We start from the raw sequence: 18414 nt of genomic DNA, 5'->3' as shown, positions 1-18414 counted from the left end.
ACAAACTCTTTCTTCATGGCAGGAAGTTTGGCAGAGCATGTACCATATGTTAAACTTTTTCCAGTTTCTTTATATGCGTGATACCTACAGTACCATACGGCCGTGTTCTAGCTTGAGAATCAAAATATGAATAAAACATTATTATTCAACCCACTTCCATATAAGTTATTACACAATATGTTATGATTCTTAGTTTCATTGAGTGTTAAAAACCCCCCTTAACTTTTTTCCTACTTAAACCAAAAAAAGACAAACCTCCGCTAAGGCTATGCGGAGGTTTGTCCTTTTGAAAGTTAGATTTATAGGTATTTTATTTTAAAAATATTATTTCTTCTTATTTAAATACTATATTTGGAAATTTATTTAATCACCTTCTTACTTTACATGATATTTGTTTCACTACTCAGAGTATACCGAGTGTACTCTTGTACATAATAAGGTTATTAAACGTTAAATTGAGGAGGGTTTGTATGCAACATCATAAAAAGGTTATAGAAAAATCTGGTTCTGTTATGAAACCAGATTTTGCTGAAACTGATGCACAAAAAGTGAAACAAGAAATTCAAAATGATGTAAGAGCGGGGCAAGGAGCAATGACTTCCCGAGAAGCAGGGGCAATGCGAGATTAAAAAAACACTCCTTATTGGTTTTTCTTCTCTAGAAATTTAACCAATAAGGAGTTATTCCAGAACTATTTTAGCTTTTACATTTATCATTTAGAAACATAATGCATTTCTTTTATAGATTATAGGTTAATTTCACATCAAATTTTTCTCGATTAAATCTCTTTTTTCAAACTAAGATTATTTTCTTTCAGATAATTTATTGCATCTTTGTTCACCGTTCGTAAATCTATACCTTGTTTTTCTGCTGCAAATGAACACCCACAATAACATTGACGGAACACGTCATATTCATTACACATTTCAATTGAACGTTGATACCCGTTACTTTTTTTGAAATCACTTGGTAAATAACGTGAATCATAATTTTGTTGCACACCGATTCCAAGTTCATTTATTAATTGACTATTTTTATTTTTAGAAAGAGTAATCGCACTACCGAAGTAATCAAATCCCCTTTCTTGTGCTACCTCAGCTGAACGATCCAATCTCATATCAAAACAAGCCGAACAACGAAGCCCACCTTCTGGCTCTTCTGCCAAACCTTCTTCTTTTACCATTTTGAAAAATACATTTGGCCGATATTCATCCTCAATAAACCCTACTGTATGCCCTGTACGATCATTAAACTTATCTACAAAAATCTTTTGTTCATTAGAGCGTCGCATGTATTCGCTTTTCGGATGGATATTTGAATTTGAGAAGAATATTGTAACATCTGCATGTTCTGCAAGAAATTCCAATGAAGAGGTACTACAAGGAGCACAACAAGAATGAAGTAACACTTTTGGTCTTTCATTTCTTACTTCCCAATCTTTTATCATTTTTCTTAATACTTTGTCATAATTTATTTTCTGATTCTTCATTTTTTGTATATAGGTTTCAACATCTAATACTTCTTTCACAACTAAACCTCCTATTTATTTTTATTTATTTTATCATTTATATCCATAAATACAAATATATTTATACTCATCTATTTATCAGTCTTAAAACGGTTCTCATGGCCTTTTAATGACGGTCCAAATAATGTACGTAGTCTATTACCTCTATGTCTAAGATATATTTTTAATCATTCTTTTTCATCACAAAATCTTTTGGGTTACCTTTTAACTGATAATACTTCACATTAAGACGAATAATTACTACGATGATTACCAAAAATCCTATTAAATATAACATTATTCCTTTCTCCTTTTCTTATTGCTTAGCGAACTTATTCTGTAAATACTTCACATGTTTCTTATTAATACCCTTATCGGTAATATTAGCTCGCAAAATATTTTGGTAGATATGCTTAACCTCCTCTTTTGTTAGTTTCAAATCAATATAGGATTCGATACATGTTTTCAGATCGTCATAATATAAAATATGTTTATCTTTCGAATGAACACTTACCCTTTTTAGACTGCATTTTGGATGAAATGTTACAATAGAGATACACGGCAGCTGTTTTTCCATCAACCACTCAATTGCCTTGATATGTTTATAGTTTTGTCGAAATGGGTTTTGAAAGGAGGATTTCTTTCTAAAAATCCCCTGTGTCCACCTTGCTGATTTATCACTTCCATAGATCCAGCCCTCATAGTTCTTCGTCTCTATAACAAATACCCCTGTTTCCGCAATAACAATATGGTCAATTTGCGCTGTATCACCATACTCCGTATGAACCGTCACATCATGTAACACAAAATAACTTGTGGGATCCAATTTGCCCAATATACGTTTCACTAGTTTTTCCCCGGCTTTCCCTTTCCATTTCGGTACATGTTTTTTTAAAACGATGTTCAAAGGAATCAGAATCACAATGAGAATTAATTCGAATATCAATACTTTCATAATAGAAGCCTCCTTTTCACACTCTTGCGTTTCTGCGCATCAAACGATATACATACGTTTCTAATCCTAAAATAAAATATGAGATACATAAGCCTTTTATCACCATCTCTACGAATCCTAATGCTAAAGAAGCAAGGAGCCCACCCTGAAACTGAAAGGGCTTGGTCACCCTTCTATTTACTGGCTTTTCAATGACACCAAAGTTAGCCCAGGTAGGTAAACGGTTTTCTACATTCTTTATTGTGCCCATTAATCCGTATTTTAGGGACAGAATGAAACAACCGATTAATAAATACACAATGGAAGAAAAATAGACAGATAGGCCCATAACAATAATTGTGAGCAACCAACCTATTAAAATAGAATTTCGCAAAACAATATATTCTCGATTTCTTTTCAAATCAAACAGTCCTTTCAAAATAATTAAGGTTATTTTTAACCGAAAAATATTTACCTTCAATTATAAGTATGATGCGATACGTCTCTATTAATTTACGCACTAGCCTAAAGAGGATTGTGATAGACATGTTAAAACTTAAAGTAGATAATACGATAATAGAACAAGAAACAGATTCAGCTTTTTCAAACCTTTTAACCTGCAAATATACAGCTGTTTATCGTTTTCCGACAGAAGACTGCTTCCTCAAAAATGTGAAGGTGTAAAACACCAATTTTAGGTGGGTGATGAATGTCGGTTGGCATCAGCCAACATGTTTGCTACCATATACTTGTACAGACTGCTCTTTGAAAACTGAAGATATGAGGTTGGTTGCAGAAAAACGTTGCACCGTAAAATCTTCAACGTTCTTTCGCCCCACGTTTGCTAAAGTTGCGAAAACCAAGCTAAAGTAGGAAGCGTGGTGAGTTAACGTACAAGATACTTATATTTTCACCGTAGGGACTACGGGCAGATCCTGCTAAGATAACTGTTGGATACATCGGTGTTCGCAGGAATCTCCCACTTTAAACAGTCCGTAAGGACGTTAAGTGGTGTGTAATTCAACTAAGTGGCATATTATCCCCTATATTGCTGGAAGTACTTGAAGAATACGAAAGAAGAAACTCGATGGATAGATAAAAGGTACTGAATGTAAATCCAGCACCTTTCTAATCTTTATATATAGTTTTTACATATTATCAAATAGCCATGGAGCGAGTACAGCTAACATACACAATAAACAAGAGCCCGTTATAACACGGTTGGACCAACGGTAATACTCAGGCTGTTTCGTACTCTCATGAATTCTTCTTAAACGAATACCCGTGGTTAACATAAATGGTGTGAAAATAAGTGCTGTTGCTTTAAACAGATCTAAAAAATCCGTAAAGATGTTCATAAACGAAAACACATCCGAACTGAATAAGAAGTACACACTTAGTCTTATAGATATCATACTAATAAATGAAAAAATCATACTTCCGGTTGCCCACTTCATCCATTGACCATTCTTTGTAATTAATGCCATAACCATGACAATAACGCCTAATATAAATAAAATAGAAAAGATATTTACCCCTACTTTAAAAGCCGGTGCATACATACCTTCAACTTTTTGTATGATTGATGAACCAAATGAATCATCTTTCTCAGTTGTTTTCTTTCGATTGTTTAATCCCTCTTTAAAGGATGACGAAACATCGTCCCCCTTCAATTTATTAAAATCTACTTTTACAGAAGCCTGAGCTGCTTGTAAGGGGATAAGAAGGAAAACCATTAAAACAAGCGTACATAAGACTCCTATCATCCCTTTTTCTTGTTTCATTACACATCACCCGCTAATTTTGGTTTAACGCTCTTTAATTTGATTTGATTTCCTTCTGCAACATAATAGAGGTCTGCTGCATAATAGATATTTGCTTTTGTATATGCCCCCATAATTGCATTTGCAATTTCTTCTTTTTCTACTGCCACATATGTTTCATTTTCATTGTAAAACTCAATTTCAATTCGATTAATATTATTATTTAATACTGTAATATGTAACTCTTTTAAGCTATCTAAGCGATTGCCTAATCCACACACTAACTTAAATACTTTATTTGCAATTGTTGGTGGTTTGACATACGTCGTATTAAAATGAATTGTTTCATCATCTATCACTCCATCCTCCTCAACTGCACATGTCATAATAAAAGAATGATTTTGTTTTTCTATTTCTTGTTGACTCAACTTCCGATTAATGACATATTTCAAGCTTATTGATAGGTTTTTTATATATTCATCCAGTTCGGTATTTGAAATTTTAACCTCTGAGAATTCCGGAAAAATCATGTAAGCATGTATATTAGAGCTACTTTTACTTACACGTAATACCTGGATTTGTTTCTTTTCATAGCGCACCGTTTGTTCTAATTTTTCTACTACGTTGTTGCTCATATGATCGATTGCCATATATTATCACTCCTATTTACTTTGATAAAATAATTCTTCATACATTTCTCATGATTTGATACTATCTATTTAAAGCATTGTAATATTACGAAGAGTTCTCAATTCTCCTGTTTTAAGACTGTTAATCACTTGAATCTCAAAACATTTTAATATCACAATGACGTACAGTGTTCCATTATAGTCGAATATCCTAATATGGTGAATCGTTCTATCTCACTCATTTGTACAAAAATAAAAAAATTTATCCTTGTACAAATGAGTGAGAAAATGCTGTTTTTCATGCTATTTAACTAAGAAAATACAACCAGGAAATACATTTAGATATTTCCTAGTTATCTACCACTCCATCTAACTAATGTATAGGAATACGATGAATCAATTTTTACTTCTAAATACAGCAGTTGATTTTCTGGTAATATTTCTCCCCCTGTATGAATCCAATAGCCCTTGTTATTAGATATGTTTATGACGCAGGTGAATTCTTGCTCTCGTTCTACCACTTGAGCCTCCCATATCACAACCTGAAATTCTTCCTCTTCTGACACTAAATTTTGAACAGATGTAGCATGTGCTGTTTCTTGTGGGATTTTCAGCTGTTCTAGTTCAGGAAATGTATCTTCATATCCTAATAATTCCTCTAGTGTATCCATATTACTGTAAAATGTTATATCCTTATCACTCAGAAATGAGGTATCATATACTGTTTCAGAAGCAGGAGTAAAGTGAAAGCTTTTAACATGCTCAACTACTTCATCATCAATTTCCTGTTGTAACTTGTTACTAAATTCTTCATCCAAATTCTTTTGAACAGTAATAGCAACTAAATCATATATACCTGCTACCTCTTTTTCTAAGGTGATTTCTTTTGTTAGGACAGTAATACGCTCTTGTTCCCTACCAATAGGTCTATTTTCTCTCGGGCACCAATAAACGGGACGTTCTACCGGTGTATTTTCTTTTTCTTCCCTCTTGGCTTCTTCTATCAGAAATTTTTTTCTTGAATTACAAACTACAAAAAATACATAACAAAATAGACCGATGAAAATGTTTGTAACCATGGTATTCCCCTCTCCATTATGCAAATAAATCGAATTCAAATTACGCATCGACTACTTTGCTTTTTCGTTCCCTTTCTTTTGAGAAGTGTCTACTTCAACACTCCATTTATCCTAGAATACAAAATCTTGTTTATGTACAAGCATACGCTTATCCGCATTCAGTGTTTCCCTACTGTTAATGTGGGTGGATAAAATCTCACCACTAAAACATTTCCTACACTCATAATAATTACCCCCCAGTTCTTTTTTGCAATAAAAAAGGAAGATCCAAGTATATACATCACTCAGTTCTTCCTTTTCCCCTCTGTAAACTACCTAGCTTTTATTAAAATGGCAGTTCTTCACCTGTAATTTTAGATAGCTCATCCCATCCAGCAAATATATCATCCGGCTCTTTGGATCACTGTCTTGTTTCCTGCTCTTTTGAATCATCTAATACTGTCAAATGTTATCTTGTTTCATTTTCATATTTCCTCTTTCTTGTAGTTTGTTAGGATTCATAACCTAGCCTGCGAACTTGAAAATAGTACAAAAAAAAGCTTCTTCAAGTCGATTAAAAATGTGCATAGCAAAATAAGCTATATATACACTAATCGGCTCAAAGAAGCCCTTTCAAAAATGAAACAAGACGTAACTTGCTTCTACAACTCAACCACAACACAAGAAGGTGTGGGAATAAACGGAATCAATCAAACTAGCAATACAACTATATATTATATAATAACGTTATATATTTCAAGAAGTTTTAATTAAAGTTAACACATTACCTAAAAGAATCCTTTTCCTTAAGCTTTTGAAGGACGATTGTCAAAAAATATTAGGGTATTACGTTAAAAACACAAAAGTTGTGTCATTTAACTCCAATTGTTAGTACACAATTGCGCCCTAATCTAGAATAATCCTTTACTAATCTTACCTCGTGACCCTCTTTTCATCTTTCCATTTTCCTTGTATTTTTCTCCTCAAAATTGAATACTAAACCATTAGGGTAATCATAACATAAGTCGAGACAACTACCACTGCACAAAGAATTGCTACGCTTCACAGTACAACTTACCAATCCTCGGTGAACTGTGAATGTCGACGGCGAAGGTCACACTTTTTGGATTGAACTCAGAACCTCTAAATAGTGATGATTGTACATAATACCTAAAATGTTACCAAAGGGATCGATTACGGAAGCAGTAATGAACCCCTCACCTCACTCTGTTGGTGCCTCGTACTCTTTTGCTCCCATAGACAACAGCTTTTTGAATGTGGCTGTTATATCATCAACATGCCAATACACTACAGCACCTGCTGGACCGGTCGCTGAACCATTAGGTGCGTAGCGGCTATCAATCAGGCCCAGTTCTTGCTGGTAATCGCCAAGGCGAAACTCGGCATATCCATATGCCAATTATCGCATCTATCAAGATTCATATTTTTTTCTACATCAGTATTATTTGCTCCATCAATTTTACCTCCTTCTAATGCAACTTGACTTATATCCTCACGTAAACGTGGAAATGAAATTGGGAACTCTTCTCCTAAAAAAATAGTATCAAAACCTTCATTTAAACCCATTATTAAAAAGCCTCCTTATCTGTAATTTTTATATGGGTAATTATTTCTTCCTGTTGCAAAAAGTCTAAAGAATAAATCTCTATGCAACACTATTAGCAGTAGACATGTTGATCCCCTCATCATTTTTCAGTTAAAATAATTTTCCCACTCTGTTTAGATTCTCCTAATATTTACGGTATTTATGCAGATTAATGTACAAACTATACTCTAGTGATTACGTCAAATATTATAAAATCTATAAGGGTAGTTCTTTCAATACTCACCAATAAGATATAATACGTGGAAGATAGATACTTAATTTACTTTCAAAAACCAAAACCCAGCTGCATATCTTTTGAAAATAAACTAAAGAAAAACGTTCTACTCCATATGGGTAGAACGTTTTCTCACTTTAATTCATATATTTTTTGGACTTATTTATTTTGTGTCGTATTTAAAAAATTAATAAATTCATCTTTATTTACAGGCTTACTGTAGTAATAACCTTGAATTAGATAACATGCACTTTGTTGTAACACTGTTAATTGCTCCTTCGTTTCTACCCCTTCTGCTATTACTTTCATATTTAAAGTATGGGCTAGCGAAATAATAATTTGTATAATTTCATCTCCATCATTTGAAGTTCCAATCCTATTCACAAATTCTCTTGGAATTTTCAAAGTATCAATTGGATACAAAGGTAAATACGCTAATGAAGAATATCCTGTACCAAAATCATCTATTGATAAATGTACACCATATGATTTTAATGCTTTTAGCTTTGATAAAGTTTCTTTTTCATCTACCATTGCTATACGCTCTGTTAATTCCAAATCAATCGAGTTAGCCGGGACCCCTACTTCTTCTATGGTAGATATGACTATTTGAACAAAATCTTTCTGTTCAAACTCTATAGCTGATAAATTTATCCCCATTTTTAGATTGATATAACCTGCAGAATGCCATTCTTCCAGTTGTGAACACGCTTGCTGTAGCGTCCATTTTCCAATTGAAATAATCTGTGATGTTTCTTCCGCGATAGGTATAAACTCAAAAGGTGAAATTAGTCCCAGTTCTGGATGTTGCCAACGTATCAATGCCTCTGCACCAATAACCTTTCCTTCCTTACTATCAACTTGTGGTTGGTACAATAAAAACAACTCATTATTTTCAATTGCATTCGGTAAATCTTGCTCTAATTGTAATCGTCTTGTTATTTTTTGAGATAATGTCTCGTCGTATATACAAACAGCATTGCTACCTTTTTCCTTTGCGCTATACATAGCAATATCAGCATGTTGTAAAAGCGTTGTGGCATTTGTTCCTCCAAATGGATACAACGCTATGCCTATACTAAGGGATAAATAAAAGCTGTGTTGATTTATTACAAATGGTTCTTCAGTTATGCGAAATAGTATTTCGCACAAATCTAATAGCTGTTGCTCTGTTTTGTTATGGACAATGATTGCAAACTCATCTCCCCCTATTCTTGCTAAAGGAATAGCCGGTGACAGACATGTCCTAAAACGTTTGGCAACTTCTTTTAAAACCTTGTCACCAATTGCATGACCCATTGTATCATTAATGGTCTTAAAGCGGTTTAAATCTATATATAGGAGTCCAAACTTATCCTGTGTTTTTTGTACACGCTCAATGGATTTGTCTAATTCTTGTTGGAAGAATATTCGATTCCCAATCTCCGTCACCGTATCATGAAATGCTAGATAGTTTATCTCATCCTGTTGTTGCTTCATCCTCGTTATGTCTTTTACCATTACATAACTCCCAAAAGTTTGTCCTTCTATCATAATAGGAACAATAGTGACATACCAAAAATGTATATCCTTCTCATTATTATTTTTCACACGTAACTGTAACGAAGACGAACTACATCGTTTCCCTATCTTTAGAGCTGCTTCCAATTCAGGTTTATCTTCATCTAAAAAAATAGAGAAGCACTCTTTTCCTATTAATGCAGCACTATCTTTCCCTAATAATATACTTCCTGACTGGTTTATATTTAAAACGATACCATTTGAATCAATTGTTAATATAGGGTCTGGATGATACTCATATAATGACTTAAACCTCTCTTGATTTTTCACCAAATCATTAGATTTTTTTATTAAATCTTCTGTCCTTTGAGATACTGTTTGCTCTAATTGATTATTAAACACTTTTAATGTTTCGGTTAAATCTTTGTTTTGCATTCGTACAATTGTATGACGAATCAGTACAAATACAAAGGCAATACAATTGCCCGTAATCAGTGTAGCTGAAGAAGTTTGCTCTTTTAAAGTAAAACCAATTAAGATTGCAACTGCAAGATAAGGAAATATGACAAGAAGTTTCTTTCCAAATGTCGGATTAATAATAAAATAATTTCTTCTAGAAGATGCACTCCTTGGGATAGTAGCGGCAATGGCAATAAATAATAGAAAAACTCTATATAAACACCTTAATAATATGAGTGAACGATTTGATAAATCATCTTGTAAATAGAAATATAAATAGTCCGTAATAGACAATCCAGTTAATACTAAGATGAAAATAAATAATTTACTTTTCGCATTAAAAATTGCTGGTCGAAAGATAAGGCTAATGCCTAGTAAAAGAAGCAATAGATCTATAATCGGGAAAATAAATGAAAGAAAAACATCTCCAATTGATAAGAATAAAATATTTGCAGAAGGTTTATTAAATAGGTACCACTCTAAGGTGAAAATAGCAGTAACAACAATACATAAATCACAAATCAAATACGCCTTTTCCCATTTGTTACATTCCATCATGATTTTATAAAAGAACGCAAAGAGAAAGAAGAATAAGAAAAACAACAAAAATACATCAGAGATATTAAAATTTTGTATTGGTAATTCTATATTAAGTACTTGAAAAGCAGATATAAAATTCCCTATCAAGAAACACCCTATTGCAATAGTAATACAAGCCCAAAACAATCCTAACTTAACTTTTCTGGATACTATAGAATAGAGTAATGAGATAAATACAGTAATTTCAACAACTAAGGATGATAGTCGTATATTAAAATCTGATACAAAATAATGATTCGGAAAAACAAATAAAAATATAAAACAAAAGCTTAAATAAGCCAATAGAGCTAATATTAATACATAAAATTGCACATATGAATGGTTACGCAATAGACTCACCTTCTTGATTTTTTCTAGGCTTTTATTAAAAATGACCTGATGCTGCACTGCTCGTATTCATTAAAATGAGCCTTACCTATCATTCCATATTATGACCTTTTTATTGGATTTCTTTCTACATACCACAGCCTGATTTGCTTTCTGCAGATATTTCCTCTTTTTTAACTAAGCATTCCAAAAAGAATACGATGGAAAATGTTATTTTTTTAGTATTTGCTCACCGTAAATTTGAATAATACAACTTAACTGTTCTTTGAATATGAGATAGAATCTAAACTTCCATTGCAACATAGTTATTCGCTTATTGTCACACTTAGAAAGAAGGAAAATATACTATCATAAACTTAGAATTTCGAATGAAATTACCAAACTAACTGTAATTATTATAGTTACAACTAAGAGGTAATGTCAATTTCAAATAACCCATCTTTTAATGGACAAAAGACGCTACATTTTGAACAAAATATGATGTTTATAAAAAAAGATGTATTGTTATATCTAATTAGCCAAACAATTATACATGATCTAGCATTAAGTGAAGATGATATTGCATCTCCACAAAAAGAATGTTACCCTAAAAATAGAATGATGAAAGGAATGATGGATGAATAATGATTAACTAATTTATATTTTAAGTTGAATTTTATAACTTCAAACTACAAAATATAGGGTTAGTCTATCCATTTTTATAATTCATTTCATACTTTATTTGTCATGATTCAAATGATTAATAAATACTTATTAAGTATAAAAGACAGACTAATCCTTCCGATTAAAAATTGGGGGATTTTTTTATTCCCTCTTATGTAAGTTGAAATTTATTAATCGCTAAATTTACTGAACAAATAAAGGAGCGAGAAAAATGGCTAATTCAGACACTATTGTTACACATGTAATGCTCTATATAAGTCGCTAATATCCATCAAACTTATATAGAGAAATTAAAAAATGGATGGATGTTCCGACTTTATATGAAACGTCTCGATATATAAAGGAGGAATTATTATGTCAATGATAAAAGTTCAAGACTTAACTTTTTCATACCCAGGTAGCTTTGATAATATTTTTGAAGATGTAAACTTTCAAATAGATACGGATTGGAAACTAGGATTTATCGGTAGAAACGGACGAGGTAAAACGACATTCCTTAATTTATTATTAGGGAATTATGAGTATAGTGGAAAAATCCTTGCTTCGGTAGAATTCAATTACTTCCCCTACCCTGTTGCAGATAAGAACAAATTTACTCATGAAATCCTTGAAGAAATTTGCCCCCAAGCAGAAGATTGGGAATTTCTACGTGAAATATCCTATTTAAATGTTGATGCCGAGGTCATGTACAGACCGTTTAAAACTTTATCAAATGGAGAACAAACAAAGGTGTTGCTTGCTGCACTGTTTTTAAATGAAGGTCAATTTCTATTAATTGATGAACCAACAAATCACCTAGACACTGATGCACGAAAAATAGTCTCTGATTATCTAAAGAAGAAAAAAGGGTTTATTTTAATTTCACATGACAGAATCTTTTTAGATGGATGCGTTGACCATATCTTATCTATAAATAGAGCAAATATTGAAGTTCAAAGCGGAAACTATTCTTCTTGGAAATTAAATTTTGATAGACAGCAAGAGCACGAACAGGCTACAAATGATCGTCTACAAAAAGACATAGGAAGATTAAAACAGTCTTCCAAGCGTTCAGCAAGTTGGTCTCATGATGTAGAAGCTTCAAAAAATGGAACAAGGAATTCAGGTTCTAAGTTGGATAAGGGATTTGTAGGACATAAAGCAGCCAAAATGATGAAAAGAGCAAAAAACCTCGAATCAAGGCAACAAAAAGCTATTGAAGAAAAATCAAAATTACTAAAAAATGTGGAGAAAACTGAGTCATTAAAATTAGAAGCATTGAAGTTTAAGTCAAATGAATTGGTTATTTTGGCTGACGTGTCTGTTAAGTACGATGACCAAGTGGTGAATGAGCCGATTAGCTTCATAGTTGAACAAGGTGACCGAATTGTACTTGATGGCAAGAATGGGAGCGGGAAAAGTAGTATCCTAAAACTAATTCTAGGGCAATCGATACAGTTTACAGGCTTAGTTACATTAGGTACAGGACTCACCATTTCCTATGTCCAACAAGATACTTCTCATTTGAAGGGATCACTATCAGACTATATTGAAGAGCAAAAAATTGATGAGACGTTATTTAAATCCATCTTACGAAAGATGGACTTTGACCGAATTCAATTTGAAAAAGATATATCTCATTATTCTGGTGGACAAAAGAAAAAACTGCTTATCGCTAAAAGTTTATGTGAAAAAGCTCATTTATATATTTGGGACGAACCGCTAAACTTTGTAGATATTTATTCACGTATGCAAATTGAAGAGCTGATTCAACAATTTAATCCTACAATGGTTATTGTTGAGCATGATAAGGCATTTCAACAAACCGTTGCAACTAAAACTATATCTATGTAACTTCACTCAAATCATTAATAAATCAAGCCATTAGTTTATAAAGTATTTGAATGAAATGTCGAAAAAAGCCTAATTTCTCTACAATACATAGAGAAATTAGGCTTTTTAATAGGAAAATTAGGATTCATAAACACTGAGCAATTCATATATTAGGCTTATCTGTTAAAGCAGAAATAATCCTGCTCACCAAATCTTCTGGCATCCATTCATAATTTGTATCATTCGTTTCATTTGGTCCTAAAGAATCAATGAACTTTTTAAACTTTGGAAATAAAACAATAGAAGTGATCCAATGTATCGTATGATTTATAGAAAAGAAATGAAATACTCCTTGTTTTTCCCCTTCCTGCAATATTTCTTTTAACTGTTCAAAACTACCTATAAAATACGGTTTAATCTTTTCTAATCTTGCACTTTCCTTAATAATCTCCTCATATGCCAATGTGCCAATTTCAGGATTTTCTTTTATATGTGTAGTAAAGACTGTTAAATATTCTCTTAGAGCATTAATAGGATTAAATTGATTCTTCTCAAGAAAATTAGGTAACTCATTAGCAAGGCCATATTTCTTAAATACCTCATAATACAGGTTTTCTTTCCCATTAAAATAGTATGAAGCCATAGCGACATTTACTTTCGCTTCTTTTGCAATTTCTTGTATGCTCGTACCTTCGTAGCCACGCTCTCCAAATTTTTTCTTAGCAGCCTTCAAAATATTTTCCATCGTCTGCTCTCGAGACTTCCCCATTTCACACACCTCAAATAATATATATTTCACTTCAAAAATCCAATAAGGAATTTGAATAGAGTATCTTTTTAATGAAATTTAATTATATATTTAAAGTAGTAACTTCACAACCGATGAGGTCTTCATTACTTTAAACAATTCGCCACACAACGTACGCCTCAAAAAGAGACAGCTCTTCAATCTCTCCTATCCTAATTAAACGCCATGCTTAAAAAATATCCCCCTGCGTGACATGAATAGCTTTCAAATATTTTACACTCTTTTCTACTTGAGTAAAAGAATGAACAAAAAATAATAAGGACCAGAGTTTATCTGGTCCTTTCATTACATTATACAGATTTAAAATAAACCTTTATACTCATATTTTGATGAAATAATTACCCATCAATTGTACCTTATTTACTGATTAGATTTGTTTAATCTCAATATAAGGTCCTTTGATGTTTAATTTGTTAATGTCATTTGAGATATTACCTACAGTTGTTTTTTCATTAAACGTGTAGACCTTTTCACCATTTACAAAGATACTCCAATTTTTATCTTCGTAACTGATACCATAACCAGCATTGCTAGATGTAGCCTTAAGCTGATTTCCATTCATTGAAAAAGATAATTTTCCTTTTCCTTTGTTAAGCTGGTTATTCACGTTGTTGATACCAATCATTTGTTCTTCAAGGGCTTTTTGGTTATCAAGAGTAACTTGATGGTTTTTCCAGTCTAATTTATAGTTGTTTGTAAAGAACTCATTATATGTATCCTTATTATTTGTTCCCCACCATTTTGAACTTACCCATTCAATATTGTACTGATCTGAAATTCTACGATTTGTTATTTTTAAATCTGATGTAGATTCTCCTTTATCAGCAGTAATAACCGCTACTACATTAGGAGAAAAACCATATCCTGTTAAAGCTGGTACTGTGTCTTTTGAAACAAAATTATTCGTTCCTTCATTATAACTACGTGATTTCATAAATAGTTGATTACCATAGAAAGTATTGAATGAATCACGATTATAAATTCCCCACTCTGGGAAATTAAACGATTGGAATCCTACTTTCCAATTTAATTTTTTATCTGTGTGAGTCTCTAATACCGTTTTATAGTCTACCTGATCATAAGATACACTTTCTTTCCAAGCAAAGCTACCTGTAATACTTGCATCGGCATTTGGCCCTTTATCATTTACCCCAACTTTAACACTTCCACCAAGTGTATACCCTACCTCAGAAGTAACCTTTGCTGAAGTCATTGTATTAACTGGGGCAGCTTTATGGAATTGAGCGCTATCACCACTAGTTATTTCTGCTTCCGTATGATACGCCGATGGCCATTTTAAACCTGCGTTATAGTATCCCCCATTAATTGTATATTTCGCATCTATATTACTACCATCAGTGGTAACAATTGCAATCTTTTTATCTGCGTAAGGATCCTCAATAAAAGAAACCTTTATTGAATTTTTGATATTCTGTTTCATGTCATAAGTAGTTTTAAAACTATTATAGACTTTTCCACCATTTTGCAGATTTTCTACAGTTCCTTTAGAATCTGCAAATGCAGATGTTGCTTGTAAACCAAGTGATCCAGACATAATAACGGACGCTACGGCAACACTTTTAGCTATTCCCTTTGCTTTTTTCATACAGACAGCCACTCCCTCTTAAACATTTAAAAGATATAAACGTATTATTTTTAGCTCTCAATACTAGAGATAGATTTATAACGTTACAATGTAGAAATTTATTAATCTTTATGCCAATAACTATCAACACTTGATTTGCTAATTTCCATCTCTTCTTTACTGATAACTATTATCAATATTATTAAAACACAGAATAACGATTTAAACAAGAATTTTAAATAAGAATTTAAAATTCTTGTTTAAAAAAACACAAAAAAATTATAGAATTCTTTATTTCGAGAATTACTATATTTTCATTTGCTTATTACAACCTATATTCAGATACATTATTTCCTTTCCATTCATAATAATCTAAAATCCCCTCATAAATGGCTTCTGCAGCAATCTGCCTTCCGTTTTCTGTAGATAACTTACTGTAATCGATACCATTATCTATAAAAGCAAGTTCCGTTAACACAGCTGGCATGTCATTTTCTCTTATAACATGAAGATCTCCATGTTTAACACCTCTATCACGTGTTTGAAGTGCGTCTACTAATCGTTCTTGAATTTTTTCAGCTAAAACACGACTTTCTTCCACATGAGGATTTGTTTTTTCAGATTTAGAAGATTTATAGTAGTATGTTTCTGTCCCTTTTGCATTACCGTTAAAAGCATTTGCATGAATGCTTATAAAGATATCACCCTGATTTTGCTTAGCAAATTTAACACGTTCCTGTAAAGAACTTTTTTGGTCATGTCCAGGTCTAGTATCAGATTCGCGAGTTAATAAGACTGTAAATGGTGTACGCTTTTCAAGTAATTGTTGTAGACGTAAAGAAGTGTCTAATACGATTTTACTTTCGGGCAATCCTTTTGTGGGCTTTCCAGGATCTGCGCCACCATGTCCAGGATCAATAATGATTGTTTTACTTTCTATAGGATTTTTCGGACCAGATTGTAGGGTATCTGTTTTGGCAGTAAGTTGTGCGGCCTCTGCACGTGTTATGAATCTATTTGGTTGCCAACCATTATCAGTACCAACGGAAATCTTTAAATCAATTAAAATATTGGCAAACTTTTCACCCCAATGTCCTTTTAAATCATGAAACTTACTTTGCACATTATTATTTGTTCTATCTTGTAGCTTATATGCATTTACTAACATTGCCGCCATAGCAGCACGGGTAACTTTTCCTGAGGGATTGAATATTCCATTTCCTTCACCGTTAACTATCCCTGCTTTTTCAGCAGCAGCAATATAAGGGGTTGCCCAATGATTTTGAGAATCTGTAAAAGAAGGTTTTGCATTTGTATCAACATGTATACCTAGAACTTTTGTCATAATCGTTGCAGCAGCAGCTCGATCTAATGTATCACTTGAACCAAAAGTGCCATCAGGATACCCACTTAATACTTTTTTATCAACTAAATAATTAACGGATTTGTCAGCCCATGCAGGAACATCTGGGAATTTGTGAGTATTTGCAAATGCACTAGATGAGTAGGATAGTAGACTTCCAGCAAGAATTCCTGTAGCAATTAATTTGTATTTCAAAATGTAACACTCCTAAAAATTATTACAAGTTGGTAAATGAATCATTTACAGTTAAGCTTATAAGAAATATGACTTAGTTTAAAAGATAAATTAAGTTGTTATTATCAATATATTACGTATAAGTAATTTTTGATTAAATTAAACTATTATCTCGAAAAGAATCCACAGACATACACTTATAGCTTGGGACTATTCGATATATTTGCCAATCATGCGTAACTAGTATAGTTACTTATACATATAAGTGTCAATTAAATAAATCTTACATTTCTGTAAGGTAACTATATTAATAATGTAGTGATTAATTATTAAACATGGTGAATAATTACTTATTTTAATAAATATAAGATTTAATATAAATGTTTCTAACCCTATGAAAGGAAAGGTTACTTTCGTCGTAGACCTGAGAAGCTCCCACTACAAGCTTCGCTAAGTGGGGAGTAGTTTTCTGAAGATTAAAGAGCTATTCTACCTACTTCTTTTAACTAAATTATATCCTTCTTCTTATTTAAATATATATGGAATTTATATACTTCATTTATTAACATATGTTATATCTCACTTTTTCATTGTATATCTACAGTACAAAAAATAGGACACACCTTACCTTTAGATAGATACTGGTGTGTCCTTTATATAATATATTTAATTAGTATTTTTATTTCACGCTAAACCTTTTATTAAAAAACAATAGCAATTACTTAGGTTCTACTTGTACACGCATGACTTTATCAGATTTTGAATTCATAATTCTAACCCTATAGTCCCCTTTTAAATAGTAGTTATTCATAGTATGTTTCTCTACTGCTTCTTGAATTTCTTGATCTAAATTTAAATCAGGAGCTAATAAGGTAACCCATTTTTTCGTTAGTTCCACAACGGCCTCATTATCATATAAGGATTTCACTTCAAAATCATTTTCAGCTGGTCCTTCAATAAGTAATTGCGCACCAATTGAATCTGTTGGAAGAGGCATACCTTCATCTACTAACTTAATGCTTAATCCGATATTACTAAATTTCAAATTAGTATTATATTTTGTATTAATATCATGAACTAAACTTTGTGCTTGATCTGAAATTGAAATTTGTGAAACTTGTAGCATGTTTAATGCAATTTGATTATAAGTAACATCATTTGTCACTAAAGATTTATCGAGGTATGCTGGTAAATTAATCTCTGGTTTTGTTCCCTTCTTCGCCCCAGTTGTTCTTTCTTTCATTGGTTCTTGCTTCATTTCTGGTTTTACTTCTGGTTTCTCTTCTGATTTTACTTCTGGTTTCTCTTCTGATTTTACTTCTGGTTTTACTTCTGGTTTTACTTCTGGTTTCTCTTCTGATTTTACTTCTGGTTTCTCTTCTGATTTTACT

General features: G+C 32.3%; 15 protein-coding genes and 2 pseudogenes. 4 read left to right on the top strand and 13 right to left on the bottom strand.

Features of this window, described 5'->3' with window-relative positions; genetic code table 11:
- Window positions 1-470 precede the first annotated feature (470 nt).
- A complete protein-coding gene (locus AC0NJG_RS27770; RefSeq protein WP_173602324.1) occupies window positions 471-629 on the top strand; it encodes a hypothetical protein in 159 nt (52 codons plus the stop codon).
- 149 nt (window positions 630-778) lie between these two features.
- On the opposite strand, the gene AC0NJG_RS27765 is transcribed toward AC0NJG_RS27770, so the two are convergent.
- The 3 genes from AC0NJG_RS27765 to AC0NJG_RS27755 all read right to left on the bottom strand — a co-directional run bounded on the left by AC0NJG_RS27765 (window position 779) and on the right by AC0NJG_RS27755 (window position 2862).
- Window positions 779-1489, bottom strand: a complete 711-nt coding sequence (locus tag AC0NJG_RS27765; RefSeq protein WP_173602327.1) for an epoxyqueuosine reductase QueH — start codon at window positions 1487-1489, stop codon at window positions 779-781.
- Window positions 1490-1823: 334 nt separating this feature from the next.
- Window positions 1824-2462, bottom strand: a complete 639-nt coding sequence (locus AC0NJG_RS27760; protein WP_087952115.1) for a nuclease-related domain-containing protein — start codon at window positions 2460-2462, stop codon at window positions 1824-1826.
- A gap of 16 nt (window positions 2463-2478) precedes the next feature.
- Window positions 2479-2862: a hypothetical protein gene (locus AC0NJG_RS27755; RefSeq protein ID WP_173602326.1), complete on the bottom strand. Its 384-nt coding sequence runs from the start codon at window positions 2860-2862 to the stop codon at window positions 2479-2481.
- A gap of 125 nt (window positions 2863-2987) precedes the next feature.
- Here AC0NJG_RS27755 and AC0NJG_RS27750 point away from each other — a divergent pair, with 125 nt between their 5' ends.
- Window positions 2988-3125, top strand: coding sequence for a hypothetical protein (locus tag AC0NJG_RS27750; protein ID WP_173602321.1), 138 nt, complete (start codon window positions 2988-2990; stop codon window positions 3123-3125).
- 464 nt (window positions 3126-3589) lie between these two features.
- On the opposite strand, the gene AC0NJG_RS27745 is transcribed toward AC0NJG_RS27750, so the two are convergent.
- The 6 genes and pseudogenes from AC0NJG_RS27745 to AC0NJG_RS27720 form a co-directional block, all read right to left on the bottom strand.
- Window positions 3590-4225, bottom strand: a complete 636-nt coding sequence (locus tag AC0NJG_RS27745; RefSeq protein ID WP_142940655.1) for a hypothetical protein — start codon at window positions 4223-4225, stop codon at window positions 3590-3592.
- Entirely contained in the window at window positions 4225-4854 is a 630-nt protein-coding gene (locus AC0NJG_RS27740) for a hypothetical protein (protein ID WP_087952116.1), read from the bottom strand. Before AC0NJG_RS27740 ends, AC0NJG_RS27745 begins: the two co-directional genes overlap by 1 nt.
- Before the next feature lie 332 nt (window positions 4855-5186).
- A complete protein-coding gene (locus tag AC0NJG_RS27735; RefSeq protein WP_474063670.1) occupies window positions 5187-5912 on the bottom strand; it encodes a hypothetical protein in 726 nt (241 codons plus the stop codon).
- A gap of 1093 nt (window positions 5913-7005) precedes the next feature.
- Window positions 7006-7302, bottom strand: a pseudogene (locus AC0NJG_RS27730) (VOC family protein); the annotation flags it as partial.
- Entirely contained in the window at window positions 7254-7478 is a 225-nt protein-coding gene (locus AC0NJG_RS27725) for a hypothetical protein (RefSeq protein WP_474063669.1), read from the bottom strand. The pseudogene AC0NJG_RS27730 and the gene AC0NJG_RS27725, both read right to left, overlap by 49 nt.
- A 413-nt stretch (window positions 7479-7891) precedes the next feature.
- A complete protein-coding gene (locus AC0NJG_RS27720) occupies window positions 7892-10621 on the bottom strand; it encodes a putative bifunctional diguanylate cyclase/phosphodiesterase (RefSeq protein ID WP_474063668.1) in 2730 nt (909 codons plus the stop codon).
- 414 nt (window positions 10622-11035) lie between these two features.
- Here AC0NJG_RS27720 and AC0NJG_RS27715 point away from each other — a divergent pair, with 414 nt between their 5' ends.
- Complete coding sequence (locus tag AC0NJG_RS27715) at window positions 11036-11242, top strand: hypothetical protein (RefSeq protein ID WP_087954943.1); 207 nt, start codon at window positions 11036-11038, stop codon at window positions 11240-11242.
- A 393-nt stretch (window positions 11243-11635) separates the two neighbouring features.
- Window positions 11636-13114, top strand: coding sequence for an Lsa family ABC-F type ribosomal protection protein (locus AC0NJG_RS27710; protein ID WP_087954944.1), 1479 nt, complete (start codon window positions 11636-11638; stop codon window positions 13112-13114).
- Between the two features lie 142 nt (window positions 13115-13256).
- On the opposite strand, the gene hlyIIR is transcribed toward AC0NJG_RS27710, so the two are convergent.
- From hlyIIR to AC0NJG_RS27690, 4 genes and pseudogenes are all read right to left on the bottom strand, one after another.
- Complete coding sequence (gene hlyIIR / locus AC0NJG_RS27705) at window positions 13257-13862, bottom strand: hemolysin II regulator HlyIIR (RefSeq protein WP_087954945.1); 606 nt, start codon at window positions 13860-13862, stop codon at window positions 13257-13259.
- A 406-nt stretch (window positions 13863-14268) separates the two neighbouring features.
- Entirely contained in the window at window positions 14269-15507 is a 1239-nt protein-coding gene (gene hlyII, locus AC0NJG_RS27700) for a hemolysin II HlyII (protein ID WP_474063667.1), read from the bottom strand.
- A 304-nt stretch (window positions 15508-15811) separates the two neighbouring features.
- On the bottom strand, window positions 15812-17044 hold the full coding sequence (locus AC0NJG_RS27695) for an N-acetylmuramoyl-L-alanine amidase (protein WP_087954947.1): 1233 nt from the start codon (window positions 17042-17044) through the stop codon (window positions 15812-15814).
- Between the two features lie 697 nt (window positions 17045-17741).
- Window positions 17742-18414, bottom strand: a pseudogene (locus tag AC0NJG_RS27690) (S-layer homology domain-containing protein); the annotation flags it as partial.

The organism is Bacillus sp. SSR7 (genome assembly GCF_055902415.1).
The sequence above is the reverse complement of the archived record's forward strand: the minus strand, read 5'-3'. Positions and strand labels throughout refer to the sequence as shown.

Bases quoted from the DNA above. Each gene is read 5' to 3' on its own strand.
- hlyIIR (WP_087954945.1), bottom strand. From the start codon at position 13,862: ATGGGGAAGTCTCGAGAGCAGACGATGGAAAATATTTTGAAGGCTGCT.
- AC0NJG_RS27735 (WP_474063670.1), bottom strand. From the start codon at position 5,912: ATGGTTACAAACATTTTCATCGGTCTATTTTGTTATGTATTTTTTGTA.
- AC0NJG_RS27715 (WP_087954943.1), top strand. From the start codon at position 11,036: ATGTCAATTTCAAATAACCCATCTTTTAATGGACAAAAGACGCTACAT.
- AC0NJG_RS27710 (WP_087954944.1), top strand. From the start codon at position 11,636: ATGTCAATGATAAAAGTTCAAGACTTAACTTTTTCATACCCAGGTAGC.
- AC0NJG_RS27745 (WP_142940655.1), bottom strand. From the start codon at position 4,225: ATGAAACAAGAAAAAGGGATGATAGGAGTCTTATGTACGCTTGTTTTA.
- hlyII (WP_474063667.1), bottom strand. From the start codon at position 15,507: ATGAAAAAAGCAAAGGGAATAGCTAAAAGTGTTGCCGTAGCGTCCGTT.
- AC0NJG_RS27770 (WP_173602324.1), top strand. From the start codon at position 471: ATGCAACATCATAAAAAGGTTATAGAAAAATCTGGTTCTGTTATGAAA.
- AC0NJG_RS27760 (WP_087952115.1), bottom strand. From the start codon at position 2,462: ATGAAAGTATTGATATTCGAATTAATTCTCATTGTGATTCTGATTCCT.
- AC0NJG_RS27750 (WP_173602321.1), top strand. From the start codon at position 2,988: ATGTTAAAACTTAAAGTAGATAATACGATAATAGAACAAGAAACAGAT.
- AC0NJG_RS27740 (WP_087952116.1), bottom strand. From the start codon at position 4,854: ATGGCAATCGATCATATGAGCAACAACGTAGTAGAAAAATTAGAACAA.
- AC0NJG_RS27765 (WP_173602327.1), bottom strand. From the start codon at position 1,489: ATGAAGAATCAGAAAATAAATTATGACAAAGTATTAAGAAAAATGATA.
- AC0NJG_RS27725 (WP_474063669.1), bottom strand. From the start codon at position 7,478: ATGGGTTTAAATGAAGGTTTTGATACTATTTTTTTAGGAGAAGAGTTC.